General features: G+C 55.8%; 16 protein-coding genes. 7 read left to right on the top strand and 9 right to left on the bottom strand.

Translation table 11 applies throughout. The annotated features are described in order from the left end of the window. Window positions 1–70 precede the first annotated feature (70 nt). Window positions 71–1,804: a C4-dicarboxylic acid transporter DauA gene (dauA, locus tag QPM17_RS08475; RefSeq protein WP_285390218.1), complete on the top strand. Its 1,734-nt coding sequence runs from the start codon at window positions 71–73 to the stop codon at window positions 1,802–1,804. Here dauA and QPM17_RS08480 read toward each other — a convergent pair. Then, window positions 1,797–3,050 (bottom strand): hypothetical protein, encoded by a 1,254-nt coding sequence (locus QPM17_RS08480; RefSeq protein ID WP_285390219.1) that lies wholly within the window; start codon window positions 3,048–3,050, stop codon window positions 1,797–1,799. The two genes, dauA and QPM17_RS08480, sit on opposite strands and share 8 nt — an antisense overlap. A 67-nt stretch (window positions 3,051–3,117) precedes the next feature. Between QPM17_RS08480 and QPM17_RS08485 the strand changes: the two genes are divergently transcribed. Next, window positions 3,118–5,064: a CASTOR/POLLUX-related putative ion channel gene (locus QPM17_RS08485; RefSeq protein WP_285390220.1), complete on the top strand. Its 1,947-nt coding sequence runs from the start codon at window positions 3,118–3,120 to the stop codon at window positions 5,062–5,064. Between the two features lie 13 nt (window positions 5,065–5,077). Here QPM17_RS08485 and QPM17_RS08490 read toward each other — a convergent pair whose 3' ends face one another. The 3 genes from QPM17_RS08490 to QPM17_RS08500 are packed head-to-tail and all read right to left on the bottom strand — an operon-like array spanning window position 5,078 to window position 7,261. Then, window positions 5,078–5,467: a CBS domain-containing protein gene (locus QPM17_RS08490; RefSeq protein ID WP_285390221.1), complete on the bottom strand. Its 390-nt coding sequence runs from the start codon at window positions 5,465–5,467 to the stop codon at window positions 5,078–5,080. Window positions 5,468–5,480: 13 nt separating this feature from the next. Continuing rightward, on the bottom strand, window positions 5,481–5,831 hold the full coding sequence (locus tag QPM17_RS08495) for a transcriptional regulator (RefSeq protein ID WP_285390222.1): 351 nt from the start codon (window positions 5,829–5,831) through the stop codon (window positions 5,481–5,483). Further along, on the bottom strand, window positions 5,828–7,261 hold the full coding sequence (locus tag QPM17_RS08500) for a DUF1538 domain-containing protein (RefSeq protein WP_285390223.1): 1,434 nt from the start codon (window positions 7,259–7,261) through the stop codon (window positions 5,828–5,830). The genes QPM17_RS08495 and QPM17_RS08500 overlap by 4 nt, the downstream gene beginning before the upstream one ends. Window positions 7,262–7,602: 341 nt before the next feature. On the opposite strand from QPM17_RS08500, the gene QPM17_RS08505 reads away from it, so the two are divergent. The 5 genes from QPM17_RS08505 to QPM17_RS08525 all read left to right on the top strand — a co-directional run bounded on the left by QPM17_RS08505 (window position 7,603) and on the right by QPM17_RS08525 (window position 12,087). After that, window positions 7,603–9,192: an isocitrate lyase gene (locus QPM17_RS08505; RefSeq protein WP_422732739.1), complete on the top strand. Its 1,590-nt coding sequence runs from the start codon at window positions 7,603–7,605 to the stop codon at window positions 9,190–9,192. A 374-nt stretch (window positions 9,193–9,566) separates the two neighbouring features. After that, entirely contained in the window at window positions 9,567–10,481 is a 915-nt protein-coding gene (locus QPM17_RS08510) for a dentin sialophosphoprotein (RefSeq protein WP_285390224.1), read from the top strand. Window positions 10,482–10,534: 53 nt separating this feature from the next. Beyond that, a complete protein-coding gene (locus QPM17_RS08515) occupies window positions 10,535–10,885 on the top strand; it encodes a hypothetical protein (RefSeq protein ID WP_285390225.1) in 351 nt (116 codons plus the stop codon). A gap of 12 nt (window positions 10,886–10,897) precedes the next feature. Beyond that, entirely contained in the window at window positions 10,898–11,590 is a 693-nt protein-coding gene (locus tag QPM17_RS08520; protein ID WP_285390226.1) for a C39 family peptidase, read from the top strand. Next, a complete protein-coding gene (locus QPM17_RS08525; protein ID WP_285390227.1) occupies window positions 11,590–12,087 on the top strand; it encodes a hypothetical protein in 498 nt (165 codons plus the stop codon). Before QPM17_RS08520 ends, QPM17_RS08525 begins: the two co-directional genes overlap by 1 nt. A gap of 21 nt (window positions 12,088–12,108) precedes the next feature. Here QPM17_RS08525 and QPM17_RS08530 read toward each other — a convergent pair whose 3' ends face one another. From QPM17_RS08530 to QPM17_RS08550, 5 genes are all read right to left on the bottom strand, one after another. Next, complete coding sequence (locus tag QPM17_RS08530; protein WP_285390228.1) at window positions 12,109–13,185, bottom strand: transporter; 1,077 nt, start codon at window positions 13,183–13,185, stop codon at window positions 12,109–12,111. A gap of 12 nt (window positions 13,186–13,197) precedes the next feature. Then, window positions 13,198–14,574, bottom strand: a complete 1,377-nt coding sequence (locus QPM17_RS08535) for a sigma-54 dependent transcriptional regulator (protein WP_285390229.1) — start codon at window positions 14,572–14,574, stop codon at window positions 13,198–13,200. Window positions 14,575–14,861: 287 nt separating this feature from the next. After that, a complete protein-coding gene (locus tag QPM17_RS08540; RefSeq protein WP_285390230.1) occupies window positions 14,862–15,353 on the bottom strand; it encodes an acyl-CoA thioesterase in 492 nt (163 codons plus the stop codon). Between the two features lie 41 nt (window positions 15,354–15,394). Next, window positions 15,395–16,465 (bottom strand): M48 family metallopeptidase, encoded by a 1,071-nt coding sequence (locus QPM17_RS08545; RefSeq protein ID WP_285390231.1) that lies wholly within the window; start codon window positions 16,463–16,465, stop codon window positions 15,395–15,397. After that, window positions 16,443–17,762, bottom strand: coding sequence for a YjgN family protein (locus tag QPM17_RS08550; RefSeq protein WP_285390232.1), 1,320 nt, complete (start codon window positions 17,760–17,762; stop codon window positions 16,443–16,445). Before QPM17_RS08550 ends, QPM17_RS08545 begins: the two co-directional genes overlap by 23 nt. Window positions 17,763–17,962 lie beyond the last annotated feature (200 nt).

Here is a 17,962-nt window from a genome sequence, read left to right on the forward strand (position 1 = left end):
GCTTATACGATCACGAAACCTGGTTGGCTGTCAGCCTTTTGTTTTTCTGGATTAATGTTCGGGATGTTCAATGCCTCATCGCGCCTATCTTTTCTCTCTGAGGTTTGCCCACGCCTTCCGTGAGGCCTGTATTGACGAACGCTACACATCCAGGCGTCTTGGCCGCGATGTGATGGCAGGGGTCACGGTCGGAATTATTGCGATTCCGCTGGCTATGGCGTTGGCGATTGCCAGTGGGGTACCGCCCCAGTATGGCCTTTACACTGCGTTTATTGCCGGGTTTGTGATCGCGTTGACCGGTGGCAGCCGTTTCAGCATTTCCGGTCCCACCGCTGCTTTTGTCGTGATCCTCTACCCCATTGCCCAGAGTTATGGCCTGGGTGGTTTGCTGTTGGCCTCACTTATGTCCGGGGTATTGTTGCTCGTCATGGCATTCATGCGCCTGGGCCGGTTCATTGAATACATACCAGAAGCCGTCACCCTTGGTTTTACGGGTGGTATAGCTGTGGTAATTGCGACCCTACAGATGAAGGACTTCTTTGGGCTGGGCATCGAGCAGATGCCGGAGCATTACTGGGACAAGCTGGCAGTTGTCGGACAGTCCTTACCGGCCCTGGACGCCATGACTACCATGGTAGCGATAGCCACGCTGGCGGTAATGCTGCTCTGGCCCCGCCTGAAAACACCGGTGCCGCCCCACTTGCCTGCGGTAATCATTGGCAGTCTTCTGGCGATGGCACTGAACGCCAATGGCTCGGCGATAGAAACCATTGGCACCCGATTCAGTTATTTGCTGGCGGATGGTTCTGTGGGCGCTGGCATTCCGCCCTTCCTGCCGGAGTTTGACTGGCCCTGGAATCGTCCGGATGCCAGCGGAGAACCACTGGGGATAAGCTGGTCCATGGTCCGGGACCTGTTGCCGGCTGCTTTCGCCATCGCCATGCTGGGGGCCATTGAGTCGCTGCTTTGTGCAGTGGTTCTGGATGGTATGACCGGCAAGCGCCACAGTGCCAACAGTGAGCTACTGGGGCAGGGCATCGGCAATGTGATCACCCCTTTTTTCGGCGGCATTACGGCGACAGCCGCCATTGCCCGTTCTGCTGCCAACTACCGCGCCGGCGCGGAATCACCGGTTTCTGCAATGGTGCATGCGCTGGTTGTTCTGCTGGCACTGGTGTTACTGGCGCCGTTGCTGGCCTACCTGCCGATGTCGGCGATGGCGGCATTGCTGGTGATGGTGGCCTGGAACATGAGCGAAGCCCCCAAATCGCTTCACCTTCTGAAAACTGCCCCACGCAGCGACATACTGGTGTTCATTACCTGTTTCTCGCTCACGGTGCTGCTGGACATGGTGATTGCCATCACCACCGGTATTCTGCTGGCGGCGGTACTTTTCATGCGGGAAATGGCCCAGATGACCAAAGTAACGGACATTACCGACAGCAAACGAATAGCAGGAGCCAGCCTCCCGGAAGGCTGGCAGGTTTTCAAAATCAATGGTCCTCTGTTCTTTGCCGCCGCAGACAGGATATTCGGGGAGCTGGCGCAACTGTCCGCCAGTGCCCGTGGCTTTATTCTCTACATGGATGGGGTAACGATTCTGGATGCCGGTGGGCTATCTGCACTGAACAAGCTGATCAGTACCTGCCGGCGAGACGGCACCCAGGTAGTTATCGCTGATCTGCAGTTTCAGCCTTTACGCACGCTGGCCAGGGCGGGGGTGAAACCGGAAGAGGGCGTGGTCCGATTCTATCCAACCCTTGAGGAAGCGGTCAGGGCTGAAAGCCGGCTCGCGGCTACATAGGCCAGTGCAACTGGAGATTACCACCGCCAAACGCGGCTTTGTGCAGGTAGAAGGTAGGAGCAAGGGTCAGTATCGCATTGTCCTGTTGCGAGAGCAGTATCTCGAAGGGCAGTGCAATTTTGCCGATGAAGCCCCGATGATAGTCGTCATCGCTCTCCAGGTAGGACTGATCAATGTCTGCGGCGCTCAGGTATATCTCTGGGCGCAGAGTGACCGCCTTCGCCAGCGGTAACCGGAGACTCCCGGACAGAGTGACCTCCCGCCGGCGTACATCGGCAATGTCATCCAGATTGCGGCCGGTATATCCCTTTTCCCCTAGAAAGAAGAAGTGCAGGCCTATACCCGGCTGCAGATGATGCGATGTGCGCACGGCTTCTGCTCCGGCCCTGATGTGGTCGCGACGCGAGGGTATCCTTCCGGAAACCTCATCAAGATGGTATTGCCGGCGGGTGCGCTCACCGCTCAGTTCTGTCTGCAGTTTCCAGGTTGTGAACCGATACCGGTGGGTCAGGGCGCCTTTGATGGATTCGCTCTCCACGATCAGGTTTTCACGCCTGCTATCGAAGGTTGAGGGGGCAGAGTAAGTCATTGAGGCAGTGGTAGTACCGCGTCGATCATCGCGTGACGGTTGGTGCCACTGGAGGAAAAAGCTCTGCGGTTTCTCCAGCAGAGTGTCATCGCTTCGTGTTTTGCTATTGAAATAGGTGTCGGGCAGAATCCAGCTGCCGTGAAACCAGGATCCGTTGGTGAATGTATGCCGGCCACTGAAGTAGATATCCGAGCGGGATTTATCAGCGAAGACGTCTCCTTGCAGCCAGACCTCCGTGGAGTGGGTGAGCTGATGGCGGAACCCCACGAGCTGTCGGTCATAACTGCCGTCGAAGTCTTCGCTGCGCTGGATGTCCAGCAGGAACCCCTGTCGATCCTGGTTGAAGGCGAAATCCTGGCGAAAGCGGAAATCCAGATAAAGGCGCCGGCTTCCCACGCTGCCACCGGTGCCACGAATACCGTTTTCGATAGCAGATGGGGCGGGCTGACTATGCCGGAATGACAGCTCGTGCAGGTAACGTTCGACATCGGGTGCCTCCTCCTTGCCCATAACAACCGCATCCTGCCGCCAGGGTTGGGGCAGGTGATTGAGTTCGGCCGCCAGTGTCGCTGGCAGCAGCACAACAGTGCCAATCATGATGTTCAGCATCTTGTGCATGGGCAGTTCCCGGCTGGCTGGTCGGGTCTGAACAGACATTTACCCGTATCCGTTTGGCTTAATAGGCTATGCTACGGTCATTTCAGGTTTGTACAAAAGGACCACCATGCTCCCTTTTCGTTTTGTCGACCGCGTCAAATTCATTGTAGAACGCCAGCTGGTCAAGGGCGCCGGTTTTCAACTTTTGGTGGTGGGTGTCTTTATCGGGCTGATTTCCCTGATCGGTGGCCTGCTGGTGATTCCCTTCGGTGAGCCACATGAGGACGTAGGGAGCGCCATCTGGTGGGCCTTCCTGCGACTGACGGACCCAGGATACCTGGGGGATGATGTAGGCAACTGGCAACGGCTGGTGTCCACCGTCCTGACTATCAGCGGTTACGTGGTGTTCATGGGTACTCTGGTAGCCATCCTGACCCGCTGGCTGATTGCCAAGATGGCGGATCTGGAACGAGGCCTGACACCGGTTACCCTGAGAAACCATATTGTGGTGCTGGGCTGGACCAGCCAGACCCTGCCACTGCTGGGGGAGTTGCTGGGATCCTCCGGCCGCATGCGACGATTTCTGGAAAAGCATGACACTAACCGGTTGCGGCTGGTGGTGCTGTCCGAGACAGCCTCCGCAGCACAGGTACATGAATTGCGCAATGAGCCGGGAATTGGCCGCAAGGCGCGCCAGATCATTCTCCGTTCGGGGGCCGCTATCCAGCCCGATGCACTGCAACGGGTGGCCTGTCTGGATGCTTCCGCGGTCATTGTGCCCAGTGCGGCCCATGAAGCAGGAAGTCTGGTAACGTCGGATATAGAAACCGTAAAGGCGCTGCTTTCCATCGCCGCGCAGGCGCGGCACCTGGGTGCCCCCCTGCCGTTCGTGGTGGCCGAAATTCAGGACATACGTAAACACCCGGTTATTGAGCGGGCCTATCCCGGTGAACTGGAAGTGGTTGCCGGTGATGCCACCATCAGCCGGTTGATGGTCCAGAACATCCTGCATCCGGGATTGTCGGAAATCTATAATGAGCTGCTGACCGCCGGGGAAGGCTGTGAAATGTATATCCGTGGTGGTGAGTCCCTGGCGGGACTGACGCTTGGGGAACTGGCTTCCCAGCGCCCCAGAGTCATTGTACTGGGTATTCTGAAGCCGGCAGAAAAGGGATGGGATGTGCAGATGCCGGCCTCATCGGACACCCTGATAGCGGCGGAGGACCGCGTCGTCATGCTGGCGCGGGATTATGATGAAACCGAACCTGATCCCAGAGCCCCGGCACTGCCGGTGATCCGTCGCGGGCAGCCCGTCAGCCAATCGGTTGCCGTTTCTGAACGCGTCCACCGGGTGCTAGTGTTGGGCTGGAATCGCCGGTTGCCAAGCCTGATTGACGAATTTTCCAGCTATCATCAGATGCGGTTTGAGGTGGATGTCGTCTCAGTGGTGCCCGCTTGGGAGCGCCAGCAGGAGATAGATCGTTACCTGGGGCACCAGCGCGATGTGATCTGCCGTCACGTCGAGGCGGATTACATGGTAGAGGGTGAGCTCAGGCGGGTTGGCCCGCTGAACTATGATTCCATCATGCTGGTGAGCAGTGATCGCCTGGCCTCCGGCGAAGAAGCCGATGCCAGGGCCATGGTGGGCTATCTTCAGCTGGAAGACCTGCTCAGTGAGGGGGATGTCCGGCCGCAACTGATTATGGAGTTGAGCGATCCCGATAACCGTAACCTGTTGACCGGCCATCAGAGTGAAATGATGATCAGTCCGATGATTGTCAGCCATGTTCTGGCCCAGGTAGCGCTACGAAGGGAGTTGAGGGTGGTGCTGGATGAGTTGTTCACCGTCGGAGGGGCTGAGATCCAGTTCCGCAATCCACATGACTACCCGCTACCGGCTAGCGCAGACTTTCAGTTGGTGGAAAAAGTGCTAGCGGCAAAGGGCGAGGTGGCACTGGGTATCTGGCGTCATCAGCCTGACAGGCACGGCCACCATGTGAAGCTCAACCCGCCACGAGATGAGTATCTGGACCTGAACACGACCGATAGTCTGGTGGTGCTTTGCCGTTCCTGAAACTGGCCAGGACTCAGTCAATGGTATCCAGCAGAGCGGCCATAATATCGTCCATAACCACGAAGCCCACCAGTTCGTTATCCTGAAGAACCAGCAGGCGTTTCACACGATGCTGGCTCATCAGGCTGGCGGCATAGCGAATGCCAAGATGCTCTCCGACACTGATGACAGGCTTGGCACAGGCATCGTAGACATTGAGCAGGTCGATATCGCCGTCTTCCGCGATCACGGTCTTAAGAATATTGGTGTAGGTGATCAGGCCATAGGCGTCGTGTTCGTTCTGTTTTTCCACCACCAATGACTTTACCTCATGCTTTTTCATCAGCGACAAGGCATCCCGGAGGCTGGCAAACGGGGATACATTGATGGTATCCCGGATCATCACATCCTTTACAAGTTTCATCCTGCTCCTCCGCTTATAGTGAGTCTTTTACGTGTTGTTCGAATTTCTCAACCTGTGACAGATCGATGCCTCCCAGGTGTTCCAGGGGTAGTGTGAACACCAGGCCCTGGGAGTCCTTCTGCTCCGGCATGAGAATGTGCTGGATGGCTTTCAGGATATCCAGTGACAGCCCCTTCTCCAGCACCATTACAAGAACACTCTGGCTGCCATCATAGGTCAGGCCAAAGAAGGTTTTCTTTGCGGTATTGCTGATCCCGCGTCCGGCCAGAACGGTTACCCCCCCAGCGCCCAGATCCCTGGCTGCATCAATGCAATCCTGTTCCTGATCTTCTGGCACGATAGCGACGAGTACGGAGAATTTCATGTGGCTGGTTTCCTTCGTGCAGCGATATGGTCAACGACAATGGCGTAGGTCATAACGGTAATGATGGGGAAAATCGAGGCAAAGGCAATCAGCCCGAAGCCGTCAATGAGTACACTGCGCCCCTCGATGTTGCTGGCAAGGCCGATGCCCAGGGCGGTTACCAGTGGGACCGTAACCTCCGATGTGGTCACTCCGCCCAGATCGTAGGCCAGTGCGATGATATAGCGCGGGGCAATGGTCGTCAGCATGATAACGACCAGGTATCCCCCCATGATGTAGTAATGGATGGAGTCCCCGACAATGATCCGGTGGACGCCGACTGTGATTCCGATAGCAACGCCCAGGGCGACGAAAAGGCGAATGGCATTGCCATTCAATGTACCGGCAGCGGCGTCTTCCGCCTGTTGTCCGATTGCAATCAGTGCCGGCTCTGCCATGGTAGTGGCGAAACCGATCATAAAGGCGAACAGATAAATGAAGACGAAACCATCGAGGGCCACTAACTGCTCCGCCATGCTGGTGCCGATGGGGAACAGGCCGATTTTCAGGCCTACCACGAAAGCGTAAAGGCCGAGAATAACCAGGGCAAAGCCAAAGAGAATCTTGCGCGGGTTGCTCAGGCCACGCCGTAACACAAGATATTGAAAGACAAGAACGGTCAGGATGATGGGCAGTACATCCCGCACCATTTCTACCAGCTCCAGCAGAATGTTCAAAGGCCCGGAAACCGTGGAATCATCATCGCCGGTGTCCATGAGAAAATCGCCTTCCGGCTGTTCCCCTGAATAGACCAGGATGCCGTAGAGCTGAACAGTAATCATGGGCACCATGACCGCCAGAGCTACCAGGCCGAAGCCATCAGTGAGCGGATTCCGGCCGCGAATCGAGACCGCAAGGCCAATGCCCAGCGCAGCAACCAGGGGCACGGTAACCACATTGGTGGTGACTCCGCCAGAGTCATAGGCCAGGCCGACGATCTCTTCCGGCGCGAACCATGTAACGATCACGACCGTTATGTAGCCAACAATCATGAACCAGTGCAGCGGATAGCCCATGATCGTCCTGAACACACCTAGCGCAACCACGAAACCGACAGAAGTTGCCACGAGCAACCTCAGGGTAAGGGCGTCAATCCTGCCGGCGCTGATTTCCTGTGCCTGCAGGGCAACGGCAATCAGTGCCGGCTCTGCCACTACCGCAGAAAATCCGAGGGCGAACCCGAAAGCCATCAGAATGGGAATGGAGCCACGGCGGGCAAACTGATTGGAGAGACTTTTTCCCACCGGAAAGATGCTGAGTTCGAGCCCTTGAAGAAAAAGTGCCACACCGACCGCCACAATAAACAGCCCAAAGGTCATGCCCAGAGTGTTTGCCGGCAACTGTTGCAGAATCGCGAACTGGAAAAACACCACGACTACCACGATAGGCATCAGGTTCTTCAGTGCGTGCAGAAGGGAGTGACCGAAAGCTTGAATGTAAAACACCGGGGACTGTTACCTGTGTCGTAGTCTGGGACGGCTTACTACCTTCACCAGCATGATAGCACCGGTGGTATCAGGCTGCCTGATGCAGCTCAATTCTGAGGCTTATTGGTATTCACCGAAAAAATGCCGAATATAGATAATATAAATTTCAATTATAAAATCAAACCCACTAAAGTAACCGTCAATGTCAGTGGTCTGGTGTTTTTTTGAACGGACGCTGGCTCGCTGAAGTTGCTTTTGTACTTCATAGAAGAGCACCTCAAACCTTAGAAGACAGGACTGAGATCATGCCATACGCAAATGACGTTGATGCCATTGCTTCCATTCTGAAGCAGAACCCTACCTGGAATGCCATCAAGCCCGAGCATGCGGCTCGCATGCGCGCCCAGAACAAATTCAGGACTGGCCTGGACATCGCCAAGTACACCGCGAAAATCATGCGCGAAGACATGGCGAACTACGATAAAGATACTTCCCAGTACACCCAGTCCCTGGGCTGCTGGCACGGTTTTATCGGCCAGCAGAAGATGATCTCCATCAAGAAGCACTTCGGTACCACCAAGCGTCGTTACCTGTACCTGTCCGGCTGGATGGTTGCTGCCCTGCGTTCCGAGTTCGGTCCGCTGCCTGACCAGTCCATGCACGAGAAGACCGCCGTTTCCGGCCTGATCGAAGAGCTGTACACCTTCCTGCGCCAGGCGGACGCATGGGAACTGAACCACCTGTTCCGTGCCCTGGAAGAAGCCCAGAAGGCTGGCGACAACGCCAAGGCTGACGAGCTGATCAAGCAGATCGACAATCACGAAACTCACATCGTGCCGATCATTGCCGACATCGACGCTGGTTTCGGTAACGCCGAAGCGACCTACCTGCTGGCCAAGCAGATGATCGAAGCCGGTGCCTGCTGTATCCAGATCGAGAACCAGGTGTCTGACGAGAAGCAGTGTGGTCACCAGGATGGCAAGGTAACTGTGCCCCACGCCGACTTCCTGTCCAAGATCAACGCCGTTCGCCTGGCGTTCCTTGAGCTGGGTGTGGACGACGGCGTCATCGTTGCCCGTACCGACTCCCTGGGCGCTGGCCTGACCCAGAAGCTGGCCGTAACTGAAGAGCCGGGTGACCTGGGCGATCAGTACAACAGCTTCCTGGATGGCGACTACATCGAGAAGCCGGAAGACATCAACAACGGTGACGTTGTGATCAAGGCCAACGGCAAGCTGATGAAGCCCAAGCGTCTGCCTTCTGGTCTGTTCCAGTTCAAGCCGGGCACTGGTGAAGACCGTGTGGTTCTTGACTGTATCACCAGCCTGCAGAACGGCGCTGACCTGCTGTGGATCGAAACCGAGAAGCCCCACGTTGGCCAGATCGCCTCCATGGTTAACCGCATCCGTGAAGTGGTGCCCGATGCCAAGCTGGTCTACAACAACAGCCCGTCGTTCAACTGGACCCTGAACTTCCGTCAGCAGGTATTCGATGCCTGGAAGGAAGAAGGCAAGGACGTGTCTGCCTATGACCGTGCCGACCTGATGAACGCCAAGTATGACGAAACCGAGCTCGGCAAGCTGGCCGACGAGTGGACTGCCAACTTCCAGCGTGACGCTGCCCGTGAAGCTGGTATCTTCCACCACCTGATCACTCTGCCGACTTACCACACTGCGGCCCTGTCTACCGACAACCTGGCCAAGGGTTACTTCGGCGACGAAGGCATGCTGGCCTATGTTGCAGGTGTACAGCGCAAGGAGATCCGTCAGGGTATCGCTACTGTGAAGCACCAGGACATGGCCGGTTCCAATATCGGTGATGACCACAAAGAGTTCTTCGCCGGTGATGCAGCCCTGAAGGCTGGCGGTAAAGACAACACCATGAACCAGTTCTAAACAGCGGTTCGGTTGTCACTGAATCGGGCCGAGAGGCCCGCTTCGGAATTCGAAACCCCACCTTGTGTGGGGTTTTGTTTTTTTACATCGGCATTTTCACCCAAGTTTCTGAATTCCATTGAGAAACCTCCTTCCTGGCCCGTTCTTCTCGCGGGTTCTGTTTCATTCCTGAAACAGTTCAAAGCCCTCATGAATACTATCTGATCCCCTTCGATAATAGAAAAACTCCGGTAAACAGTACCTTGGGGGTTCCCTGTTAATTCTGGCACGGGAATCGCTCTACTTGTCTAGTGGGTCTGAACCTTGGCTGACCGAAGGCTTGCGGTTTTAGTCGGATCCCTCCAAAAGCCAATAATCGAAAAGGAAGCGACATTATGAATACCAGGAAAAATTTGCTAGCGGCTGCCATCGCAATGAGTCTCGGTATTTCCGGCTTTGCGTATGCTGACCAGGGAGGTGACGGAGATCCAAATACCAATGCGGACGATACCTCCATTGCCAACAATGACCAATCCGGCAACACCAACTCCGGTAACGACAACTCGAATAATTCGGATAATTCCGACAACTCGGACAACAGCACCGATGTGGCAGATTCGTTCAAGATTGCTGACAGCGGCAATGACAGCTCCGACAATTCGGACAACTCCGATAACTCGAACAACTCGGACAACAGCACCGACGTTGCTGATTCGTTCAAGATTGCCGACAGTGGAAATGATATGTCGGACAATTCGGATAATTCGGACAATTCCGATAATTCCGACAATTCCGACAACTCGGACAACAGTACCAACGTGAGCGATTCGTTCAAGATTGCTGACAGCGGTAACGATATGTCGGATAACTCGGATAACTCGGATAACTCCGATAATTCCGATAACTCCGACAACTCGGATAATTCAGACAACTCCGACAATTCCATCAATGTGGCGGACAGTGGAAACGACAGTTCTGATAATTCCACCAACGTTGCAGACAGTGGAAACACCACTGTGTCTGATAGTGGAAACGACAGCTCCGATAACTCCCTGGCGCTGGATCTGGATGTATTCCTGAACAACGCTGATCTGGACGGCAGCGTGTCGGGAAGCTCAACCACATACGGCGATGCCAATGGCAGAGCTTCCTATACCGAGGCTCGTAACCGCAACGAAATCTCCGGTGGCTCAGCAAACTACACCGGTGTAGGGGCATTTGCCCAGAATGCCGGTAACGGCAGCGTTACACAGGCTAATGTCAGTGTAATGTCGAACCTGTCCACCGGTAGCGGTGGCGGCACCCAGTAAGGAATCCGGGTCGCGCCTTGACGGTGCGGCCCGGCTATTCCGGGAGAACTGCCATGGGTTACGTTATCAGATGGAAACTGAAGGCTGCCTTGCTGGCGTTATTGGTCGGAGCAACGGGTTTTGTGTCCGCCGAGGAGTGGATGGATGCCACGCTGTTATCGGCTGATCAGCTGGCAGATTCAAGCGGCCGCCAGGGAATCCCGATGCAGTGGCAGATTAACGATAACCAGCAGAATGCGAATGTGTCCGATAACTTGCTGTCGGGTAATGTTGTCACGGGTGACAATAGTATTTCCGACAATGCGTTCGGCAACATGAGCGGGGTTGCCACGGTTATCCAGAACACCGGTAACCAGGTGGTCATTCAGGACAGTACCCAGATCAACATACTGATCAATCACTGACGGAGGTGGGCCATGGCCAGTAAGGTTCTTGTTGCGATCTGCGCGAGTGCCGGGCTGCTGTGGTCCATTTCCTTTGCCGGCTCGGTCACGGTGCCGGGCATCGGAGGTGATTTAAAGCTGAAGGTAAACAGTTTCGAGAACCGGCGGTTTGACAGTGTCATGCGTCAGCAGTACGACTTCAGTTGCGGCTCGGCAGCGATCGCCACGTTATTGTCCTTTCACTACGAAGACCCGGTATCAGAGCACGATGTCTTCATTGAAATGCTGGCGCTGGCAGACGAAAAAAAAGTGCGCCAGGACGGTTTTTCCATGCTCGACATGAAGCGCTATCTTGAGGCCAGAGGGTACCAGGCTGATGGTTTTCGTATGCCGTTGAGCGGCCTTAAGGAGAAGGTGCGCCTACCCATGATTGTGTTGCTGAGCATTGACGGCTTCCGGCATTTCGTGTTGATCAAGGGGATCAGTGAGAGCGAGGTCCTGGTAGGGGACCCGGCGCGCGGACTTAAGGTTTATTCTTACGCGCAATTCAGCGATTACTGGAATGGCACTGCCTTTGTAATCCGCAGTCATCTCAAGCAAGGGCGAGACGCCTTTCACAGCGACGGAAATTGGCCGCAGGTGGCCAGAGCACCAATACAGAAGGGGCTGGGCGGGCCTTCGCTCGGCCATACCTTGCCCTACTGGCCCTCTTCAAGGGAGTGGTGATGATCATGATGGTCCGGATGCCAGCAATCGCGATCCTGGCACTTTCACTGACAACGTTATCCCCGTCGACACAGGCGGATCTGATGCTTGGTGTCGAGCCCCTGAGTGATCTGGAACTGGCGGAATACCGGGGCGGCTTCCTGATGGATAACCTGGAAATCAGCATCGGGCTCGAGCAGATTGTCGGCATTAACGGTGACACCATGGTGATCAATCGTCTGACCATTCCCAATCTTAACCAGGCCGTCAGCGACCGCCTGGTGGAGCATCATACGGAAACCGTTCTTGAGGTTATCAGCGCGAACCGGAGTGGCGGCGCGCGGGTATCCAGTAATGTGGCAGGACCCAACGGCTGGATGACGGTGATCCAGAACAGTCTCGACAGCACAGTGATACAGAACATGCACCAACTGAATATCGAACTGAACAACCTGGGTGCCAGGGGCCAGTTCCCGGCACGGTTCAGTGATCAGTTGGTCCAGTTGCTTGGTCGCTGACCGGACATCCGGCTTGGCGGCCTAGAGACTGATCGGAAGCTTGAGGGTAATCTCGCTGTTTGGCGCATTCTCCGTAACTCCCACGCTCACCGTCAGGCTCAATGATGTGGACTGGGTCAGACGCTGTGACAGACCAAACGACAGTGAACCAATCTGAATACGATCGAAGTTGGATGCAAAAAGATCGTTATTCCTCTCGAACGTTGTTTTGCGGATGACCGAGTGATCATAGCCCAGGCTGAAAGACGTTCGGTCGTTGAAGGCAAACCCCATTCCGAAGCCGAAACGCACGATGTCGCCCGGGTCGACCGTGCCTCCGTTTTCGGCGCCCTGTTCCTCTTTGAGGGTCCAGACATAACTCAGGTTTCCGAAAAGCACAGCAGGATCGGTTGGATAGATAAATGAGAGGCCAGGTTCAAAGGCCCAGAAACCGGACCCGGTCGGCCGGTTCTCCAGTTCGATACCAATCGGATTGCCCTGGTTATCGCGGATAACCCTCTGGTCAACGTCATAGGGGCCATCTCCGGTTGGCGCTTTCACCCGCATTGCGCCAATCACGTAGGGCCAACCACCCACTCCATCGGTTAGCTGGTAACGAGTGGAGAGTTCAACATCACCGAGGCCCTCGCCTGAGGACTCACGCAAAGTATCCACGGGCGTACCCTGGAAAACCTCTCGCTCCCTCAGGTCCTCATTGATGCTGAGATAAGGGACACGAACCGACGTTTCAAGCCTGCTGGTAAAGCCGTATTTGAGAGATATAGCACCGACGAAAATATCACGCTGGATTTCCGAAATGTTGATCAACCCGATGAGCAGGGCAGGTATCACCGTGTAACCTTCCACTGCCACTGCAGTCGAGTTGCTGTGGGCATGAGAGAAGGATGGCTCAATGGTGAACCGTCCCGGCCGGGTAACGATGCCCCTGTCTGCAGTGATCGAGGCAATCTCCGTCGACGGGTCACGGGTTTCCTCAGGTGCTTTTATTGTTGTGCTGCTCACGCCCGACGCTGCGTCACTGTCCCCTTGTGCCGCCGCCGTTGATAGTGGCGTTGCTAATGCGAACAGAGGGGCGAGCCAGAATATTCTTGTAGTCATGGGAACTCTCCTTTAGTCACGCTTCGAAGGCGGAGCAGGCGTTCTGTGGATGACATGATGTTTTTCCATCAGTCGATAGAGCGAGACCCTTGAGATATTAAGAAGTCGGGCCGCGGCAGAAATATTGTTCTGGGCCAGGGCCAGGCTGACGGAGATTGCCCGTCGGTCTGCCTGGGAGCGGAAGGCATCCAGAGACAGTTCCTGTCCAGAGCTGTGGCTGTTGGCCGGAATCTGTCCGAATCCCATGTCATGCGGCTCAATCAGTGCAGTCTGCCCGAGCAACATAGCCTGGCGCAGCCGGTTCTGAAGCTCCCTGAGATTACCGGGCCAAGGATGCTCGGCAAGGCAGATTGTGGCTATGTCAGACAGCCGTTTTGGCACCACGGAAGCCGGTGCTGCATTGAGGATCCGTGTTGCCAGTATCGGGATGTCTTCCTTGCGCTCCCGCAAAGGTGGTAGCAGCACAAACAGGCTGCCAAGCCGGTAAAAAACATCACTGCGGAACTGCCCCGAAGCCACTAACTGTTCCAGAGGGCTCGTGCTGGTGGCGATCAACCGCACATTGACCTTTATAGGGTCGACTCCTCCGATACGCTCAATCTGGCCCTCCTGAAGGAAGCGTAGAATGGCTGATTGCTGTTCTGGTTTGAGTTCATCAACACCAGCGAGCAGAAGCGTGCCACCGTCCGCGGTCTCGATTCTTCCCTTGTGTGTACATAGGGCATGAGTGAACGCGCCCTTCTCATGCCCGAACAGTTCATTCTGGGTCAGTGAAACGGGCAGGGCGGCACAGTTGACGACAACCAGTGGTTTGCGTTTTCGGGACGAGTGGTTATGGATGAACGTTGCGGCCGCTTCTTTGCCGGTACCACTTTCACCGTAGAGCAATACGGGCTCTTCGGTGTTTGCAAATCTGGAAAGCAGCTCTCTTGTCTGCGTGATGGCAGGAGAGTCGCCTTCCAGGGCAAAATCGCGATAACTCAGTGGTTGGCTATGGAAAATCCGTGCCTGGAGCTCCGCCATGCCCCAGAGATGGCCAAGTGCTACGCGGAGGCGCTCTGGCTGGATTGGTAGGGTGTGATAGTCCCCGCAGTAGCGGTTGATAAGCCTACATACCTCCGGATTATCCGTTTGGTCGGGTTCGAGAATCGCTATCCATTGCTCTACCGGTAGCGCCTCCAGCCAACTGCTGGCCAGCGCCAATTGTTCACCGGAAATATTGCCTAGATCGAACACTCCAACCCATGCGTTGTAACCGGCCAGCTCACCCGGGTTCAGGTCGCCCCTGATGGTTAGAGGCATCAGCTGCCATTCTGGCAGCACGGTATCCTGCTTTGGTGAACCGGATTGCTCCGCCGACAACCAGACAAGCGGTCGTTTCTCCATCATGGCTACTCTCCTTGAGTTCATGCCGGGAAAACTGACTGCGCAATGTTAGTAACTGCTGGTACGGCTTGATCTAGTCGCTGCCCTGTAACCGCAAACGGCTGGGTAGACAGGAGGAAGATTTACATGTTGGGTTATCAGATTGTGTGCCAGGTTTAATACTTGCTTTCGTTTCAGAGGGTTAAGAAGTGAGAGCTCTGTCACAGAACATTTTTTGTAAAGTTTGCCGACACACTGCGAGTGCCAGGCGCGAATGGGGGAGTGGCCTGATCCTGGCCACCGTTCACCGTTCACCGTTCGTTGAGTTTCTTACGGGTTTCCAGCCGTCCCTGCCGGCGAATCTCCGCATTGTTGAAGCGGCGCTGTTGTTCTTCCGTTTCCGGTTTCACTGCAGGCACGTCAATGGGTCTGTCGTTCTCGTCCAGTGCCACGAAAGTGAAAAACGCCGACAATATGTGTCGGCACTGTCCGGTGTAGCTGTTCTCAGCTTCCACTCGCGCTCCTATCTCCATGGACGACCCCCAACTGCGATTGAGCGCCAGGTTGAACAGCAGAGTGTCGTTGCCCTTGGCGGGGGCACGAAAGTGAATGGAATCCACTGCCGCGGTCACGCAGACATGGCCGGAATGTCTTTCCGCAACCACAAGGGCCAGACGGTCGCACTTGGCCATGATCATGCCGCCGAACACCGTCTGGTGGGAGTTCATGTCATTCGGGAAAACCTTGTAGACATGCTTGTCGATGGCGGATGCCGAAACCGGCCTGCTGGGTCTCGCTGGCATGGAGCTTTCTCCCCGTGGTGTATGTACCGCTACTATACCGCTCAGGGGCTCTGTTTAAAGCGCTCAATGCGCTCCCCGGTTTCCGGATGGCTTGATAGCATGTCACGAAGTGCATCCCACCGGCTGCTCCCTTCTTCCGTCTCTGAAGCTTCGCGATTACTGCGGGAGGTCATCAGGCGCTCCATGATGTTGGCGAAGTGGATCGGGTCTATACCGTTCTCTTCCAGGGTTTTGAGTGCATAGGTGTCGGCTTCCCGTTCCATGTCGCGGGAGTAGGACAGGCTCATTAACACGGCCGGCACCACTACCGTAGCGTCAGAAAAGGCGGACAGGTCACCGGTCATCATCACGATCAACCAGAAGGTGAGAGACGACTGCACCATTCCCGTCATGCCATGGCGATGAGCCACATGGCCGATCTCATGAGCAAGAATGGCCGTGAGTTCCTTGTTATCCCGGGCCAGGTTCACCAGGTCGTCGGTGAAAATCAAGGTACCGTCCGGCAACGCCATGGCGTTAGCGCCGATAGCGGGGGACGAGCGGAAAATAACATTGATGCTCTGGCCTGAAACCGTTGTCAGGAAAGGCTGAAAATCTGCCATCAGAGCTCGCTGGCGCTGCTCCGAAAGGCGGGATGGCTCAAGCCAGGTACCGTCCAGGGTGCTGAGTGTGGACTCCCCTACCTGCTCGGCAACGGAGTCCGGAAGTGCATTCGCCACAGCCCTGGCAGCCCAGGGCACACCCCAGACAAATGCTGCGCCGGTGGTTGCAATGGTTATCACGACCGCAACCAGGATCAATCCCAGGTGGTTTTCCAGCTGGTGGAGCAGGCGATTGCCACGCCCATGGCGGGACTGCCTGGCCAGTTGATCCACGCCGTTGTTGTCTTCAGTCTCGAACACACCATCGCCAGGGAGGTGCAGGTAACGTGGCGTGTTGCCAATCCGTGGTGCTATCTCCACATCCCCTGGCGAAAGCTGCATGCGCGCCTCGCCAGCATCCAGAATGATCACTCCACCGGCGGAGCGTAAAACGGCACTCTGCCGGCTGGAGTTCCTGCCTGAGTAGAACTGGCCTTCGATGGTGACTTCAGATGGCGGCGAAGTCGACATCGAAGGCATCTCCCAGTTCCTGGCCCAGAGCGCTGGTGCGGTTCTGTTCTGCGGCCACAAAGTGGTTCAGATCGCCGCGAACCAGCATGGCCGTGCAGTCGGCACGGTACCGTGCCATGCGCACCTTGGCCCAGGGGGTGAAAAGGCCCAGGGTGATGACCACAAGGAAGCTGTTGGATAAGTAGATCCAGATCATTTGCAGAGGTTGCAGTCGCGACTCGAAGCCGTGGCTGGCGAGATGTACCGAGCCAAGGAAAAGGTTGGCAATGCCCGCCATGAAGTAGCCAAACAGTGTCAGGTAGCCGATGGCGGCAATGATGGAGCCGACGGTAAAACCGACGTGGCGCATGGCCAGAAAGGCCGCAACGCCAAAGCCGATGGCAATGAGCAGGCCCTTGCCAAAAAAGCGGTAATAGTCGCCGGTATCAGCTTTCAGTTGGAACTCAGTGGTGCCATAACGGCTACCGTTGGCGATAAACTCGTGGGTCTTCTTCATCACCAGCGGGGTAAGCAGCAGCAGGGTCAGCACGTTGAGCACCGGCCATACGAAGGCCACCATAAAGGCTTCACCGTATCTGCCCTGGAAATCGAAACGGATGTTACGGTAGGCGCTGTTGACCGCCTTGAAGCGAAGGGAGCGGACCATAATCCAGGGTACCAGGGGGATAAAGGCAATGGCGAAGACCACGGCCGCTTCCACGTACATCTCCGAAAGCACAACGTAGGCAACCAGCACCGCAAGCGCGATCAGCCGGCCCTTGAGAATTGTGACGGGGCTGGCAAGGTATTGAAAACTGGCACCGTCCATTCGGGTGTTGCCGTAGAAGTACTGGTTATTGCGCACCGTTGCCCAGGCGGAGTAAATCCCAAGGGTGACGATGGTCAGAAGGATATTGACGATCCAGATGCCAAAATACTCGCGACCGCTGCCGGTAAATTCCAGTGGCGTTTCCTGTTGCGATCCCATCGGACCGGGTTGCGTCTGTCTGTCAGCGGGTGGCGCTGGTGGTGGGGTGCTGGCCTCAGCCTGCGGAGCGACCGTCGCTGTTCGGGGCTGTACTGAAATCTGTACCTCGGCACCAGCTTTTGTAAGCCGGCGGTGGTAAACAAGGGCATCGTTGTGGCTGAGCCCGGACTTCAGCGTTGTGCGGGTACCTGAGAAAAGGCGTGCGGTTCTCTCGTCGGATATCCGGAACAGGGCTTTAACATTATCCCTCACTTCCGTGTTGCTGAATCCTTCGAGAGTCTTTCCGGCAAACGTTATCTGGTAGAGTTCGTTGTAGCGTTCCTTGGTCATGACTTCCCTTAAACCTGTTTTCCCTGGGGTGTTCATGTCACCCGCTTCTGTGTGAAGAACTATGAAAGAAGTGCTTCCGTGCTCGCACAGGTGCGCTCACAGGGTGAAAGTTACCAGAAATTCATGGAATATGCGTGACGATAGGCACAACTGGCGTCATTCAAAGCGGCAGTAAACCGTCACCAGTAAGATTCAGGAGA

This window comes from Marinobacter azerbaijanicus, assembly GCF_030250645.1.
GTDB lineage: Bacteria > Pseudomonadota > Gammaproteobacteria > Pseudomonadales > Oleiphilaceae > Marinobacter > Marinobacter azerbaijanicus.

Coding starts and splice junctions, on each gene's coding strand:
- dauA (WP_285390218.1), top strand. CDS start 71: ATGCCTCATCGCGCCTATCTTTTCTCTCTGAGGTTTGCCCACGCCTTC.
- QPM17_RS08480 (WP_285390219.1), bottom strand. CDS start 3,050: ATGTCTGTTCAGACCCGACCAGCCAGCCGGGAACTGCCCATGCACAAG.
- QPM17_RS08485 (WP_285390220.1), top strand. CDS start 3,118: ATGCTCCCTTTTCGTTTTGTCGACCGCGTCAAATTCATTGTAGAACGC.
- QPM17_RS08490 (WP_285390221.1), bottom strand. CDS start 5,467: ATGAAACTTGTAAAGGATGTGATGATCCGGGATACCATCAATGTATCC.
- QPM17_RS08495 (WP_285390222.1), bottom strand. CDS start 5,831: ATGAAATTCTCCGTACTCGTCGCTATCGTGCCAGAAGATCAGGAACAG.
- QPM17_RS08500 (WP_285390223.1), bottom strand. CDS start 7,261: ATGCCTATCGTGGTAGTCGTGGTGTTTTTCCAGTTCGCGATTCTGCAA.
- QPM17_RS08505 (WP_422732739.1), top strand. CDS start 7,603: ATGCCATACGCAAATGACGTTGATGCCATTGCTTCCATTCTGAAGCAG.
- QPM17_RS08510 (WP_285390224.1), top strand. CDS start 9,567: ATGAATACCAGGAAAAATTTGCTAGCGGCTGCCATCGCAATGAGTCTC.
- QPM17_RS08515 (WP_285390225.1), top strand. CDS start 10,535: ATGGGTTACGTTATCAGATGGAAACTGAAGGCTGCCTTGCTGGCGTTA.
- QPM17_RS08520 (WP_285390226.1), top strand. CDS start 10,898: ATGGCCAGTAAGGTTCTTGTTGCGATCTGCGCGAGTGCCGGGCTGCTG.
- QPM17_RS08525 (WP_285390227.1), top strand. CDS start 11,590: ATGATCATGATGGTCCGGATGCCAGCAATCGCGATCCTGGCACTTTCA.
- QPM17_RS08530 (WP_285390228.1), bottom strand. CDS start 13,185: ATGACTACAAGAATATTCTGGCTCGCCCCTCTGTTCGCATTAGCAACG.
- QPM17_RS08535 (WP_285390229.1), bottom strand. CDS start 14,574: ATGATGGAGAAACGACCGCTTGTCTGGTTGTCGGCGGAGCAATCCGGT.
- QPM17_RS08540 (WP_285390230.1), bottom strand. CDS start 15,353: ATGCCAGCGAGACCCAGCAGGCCGGTTTCGGCATCCGCCATCGACAAG.
- QPM17_RS08545 (WP_285390231.1), bottom strand. CDS start 16,465: ATGTCGACTTCGCCGCCATCTGAAGTCACCATCGAAGGCCAGTTCTAC.
- QPM17_RS08550 (WP_285390232.1), bottom strand. CDS start 17,762: ATGACCAAGGAACGCTACAACGAACTCTACCAGATAACGTTTGCCGGA.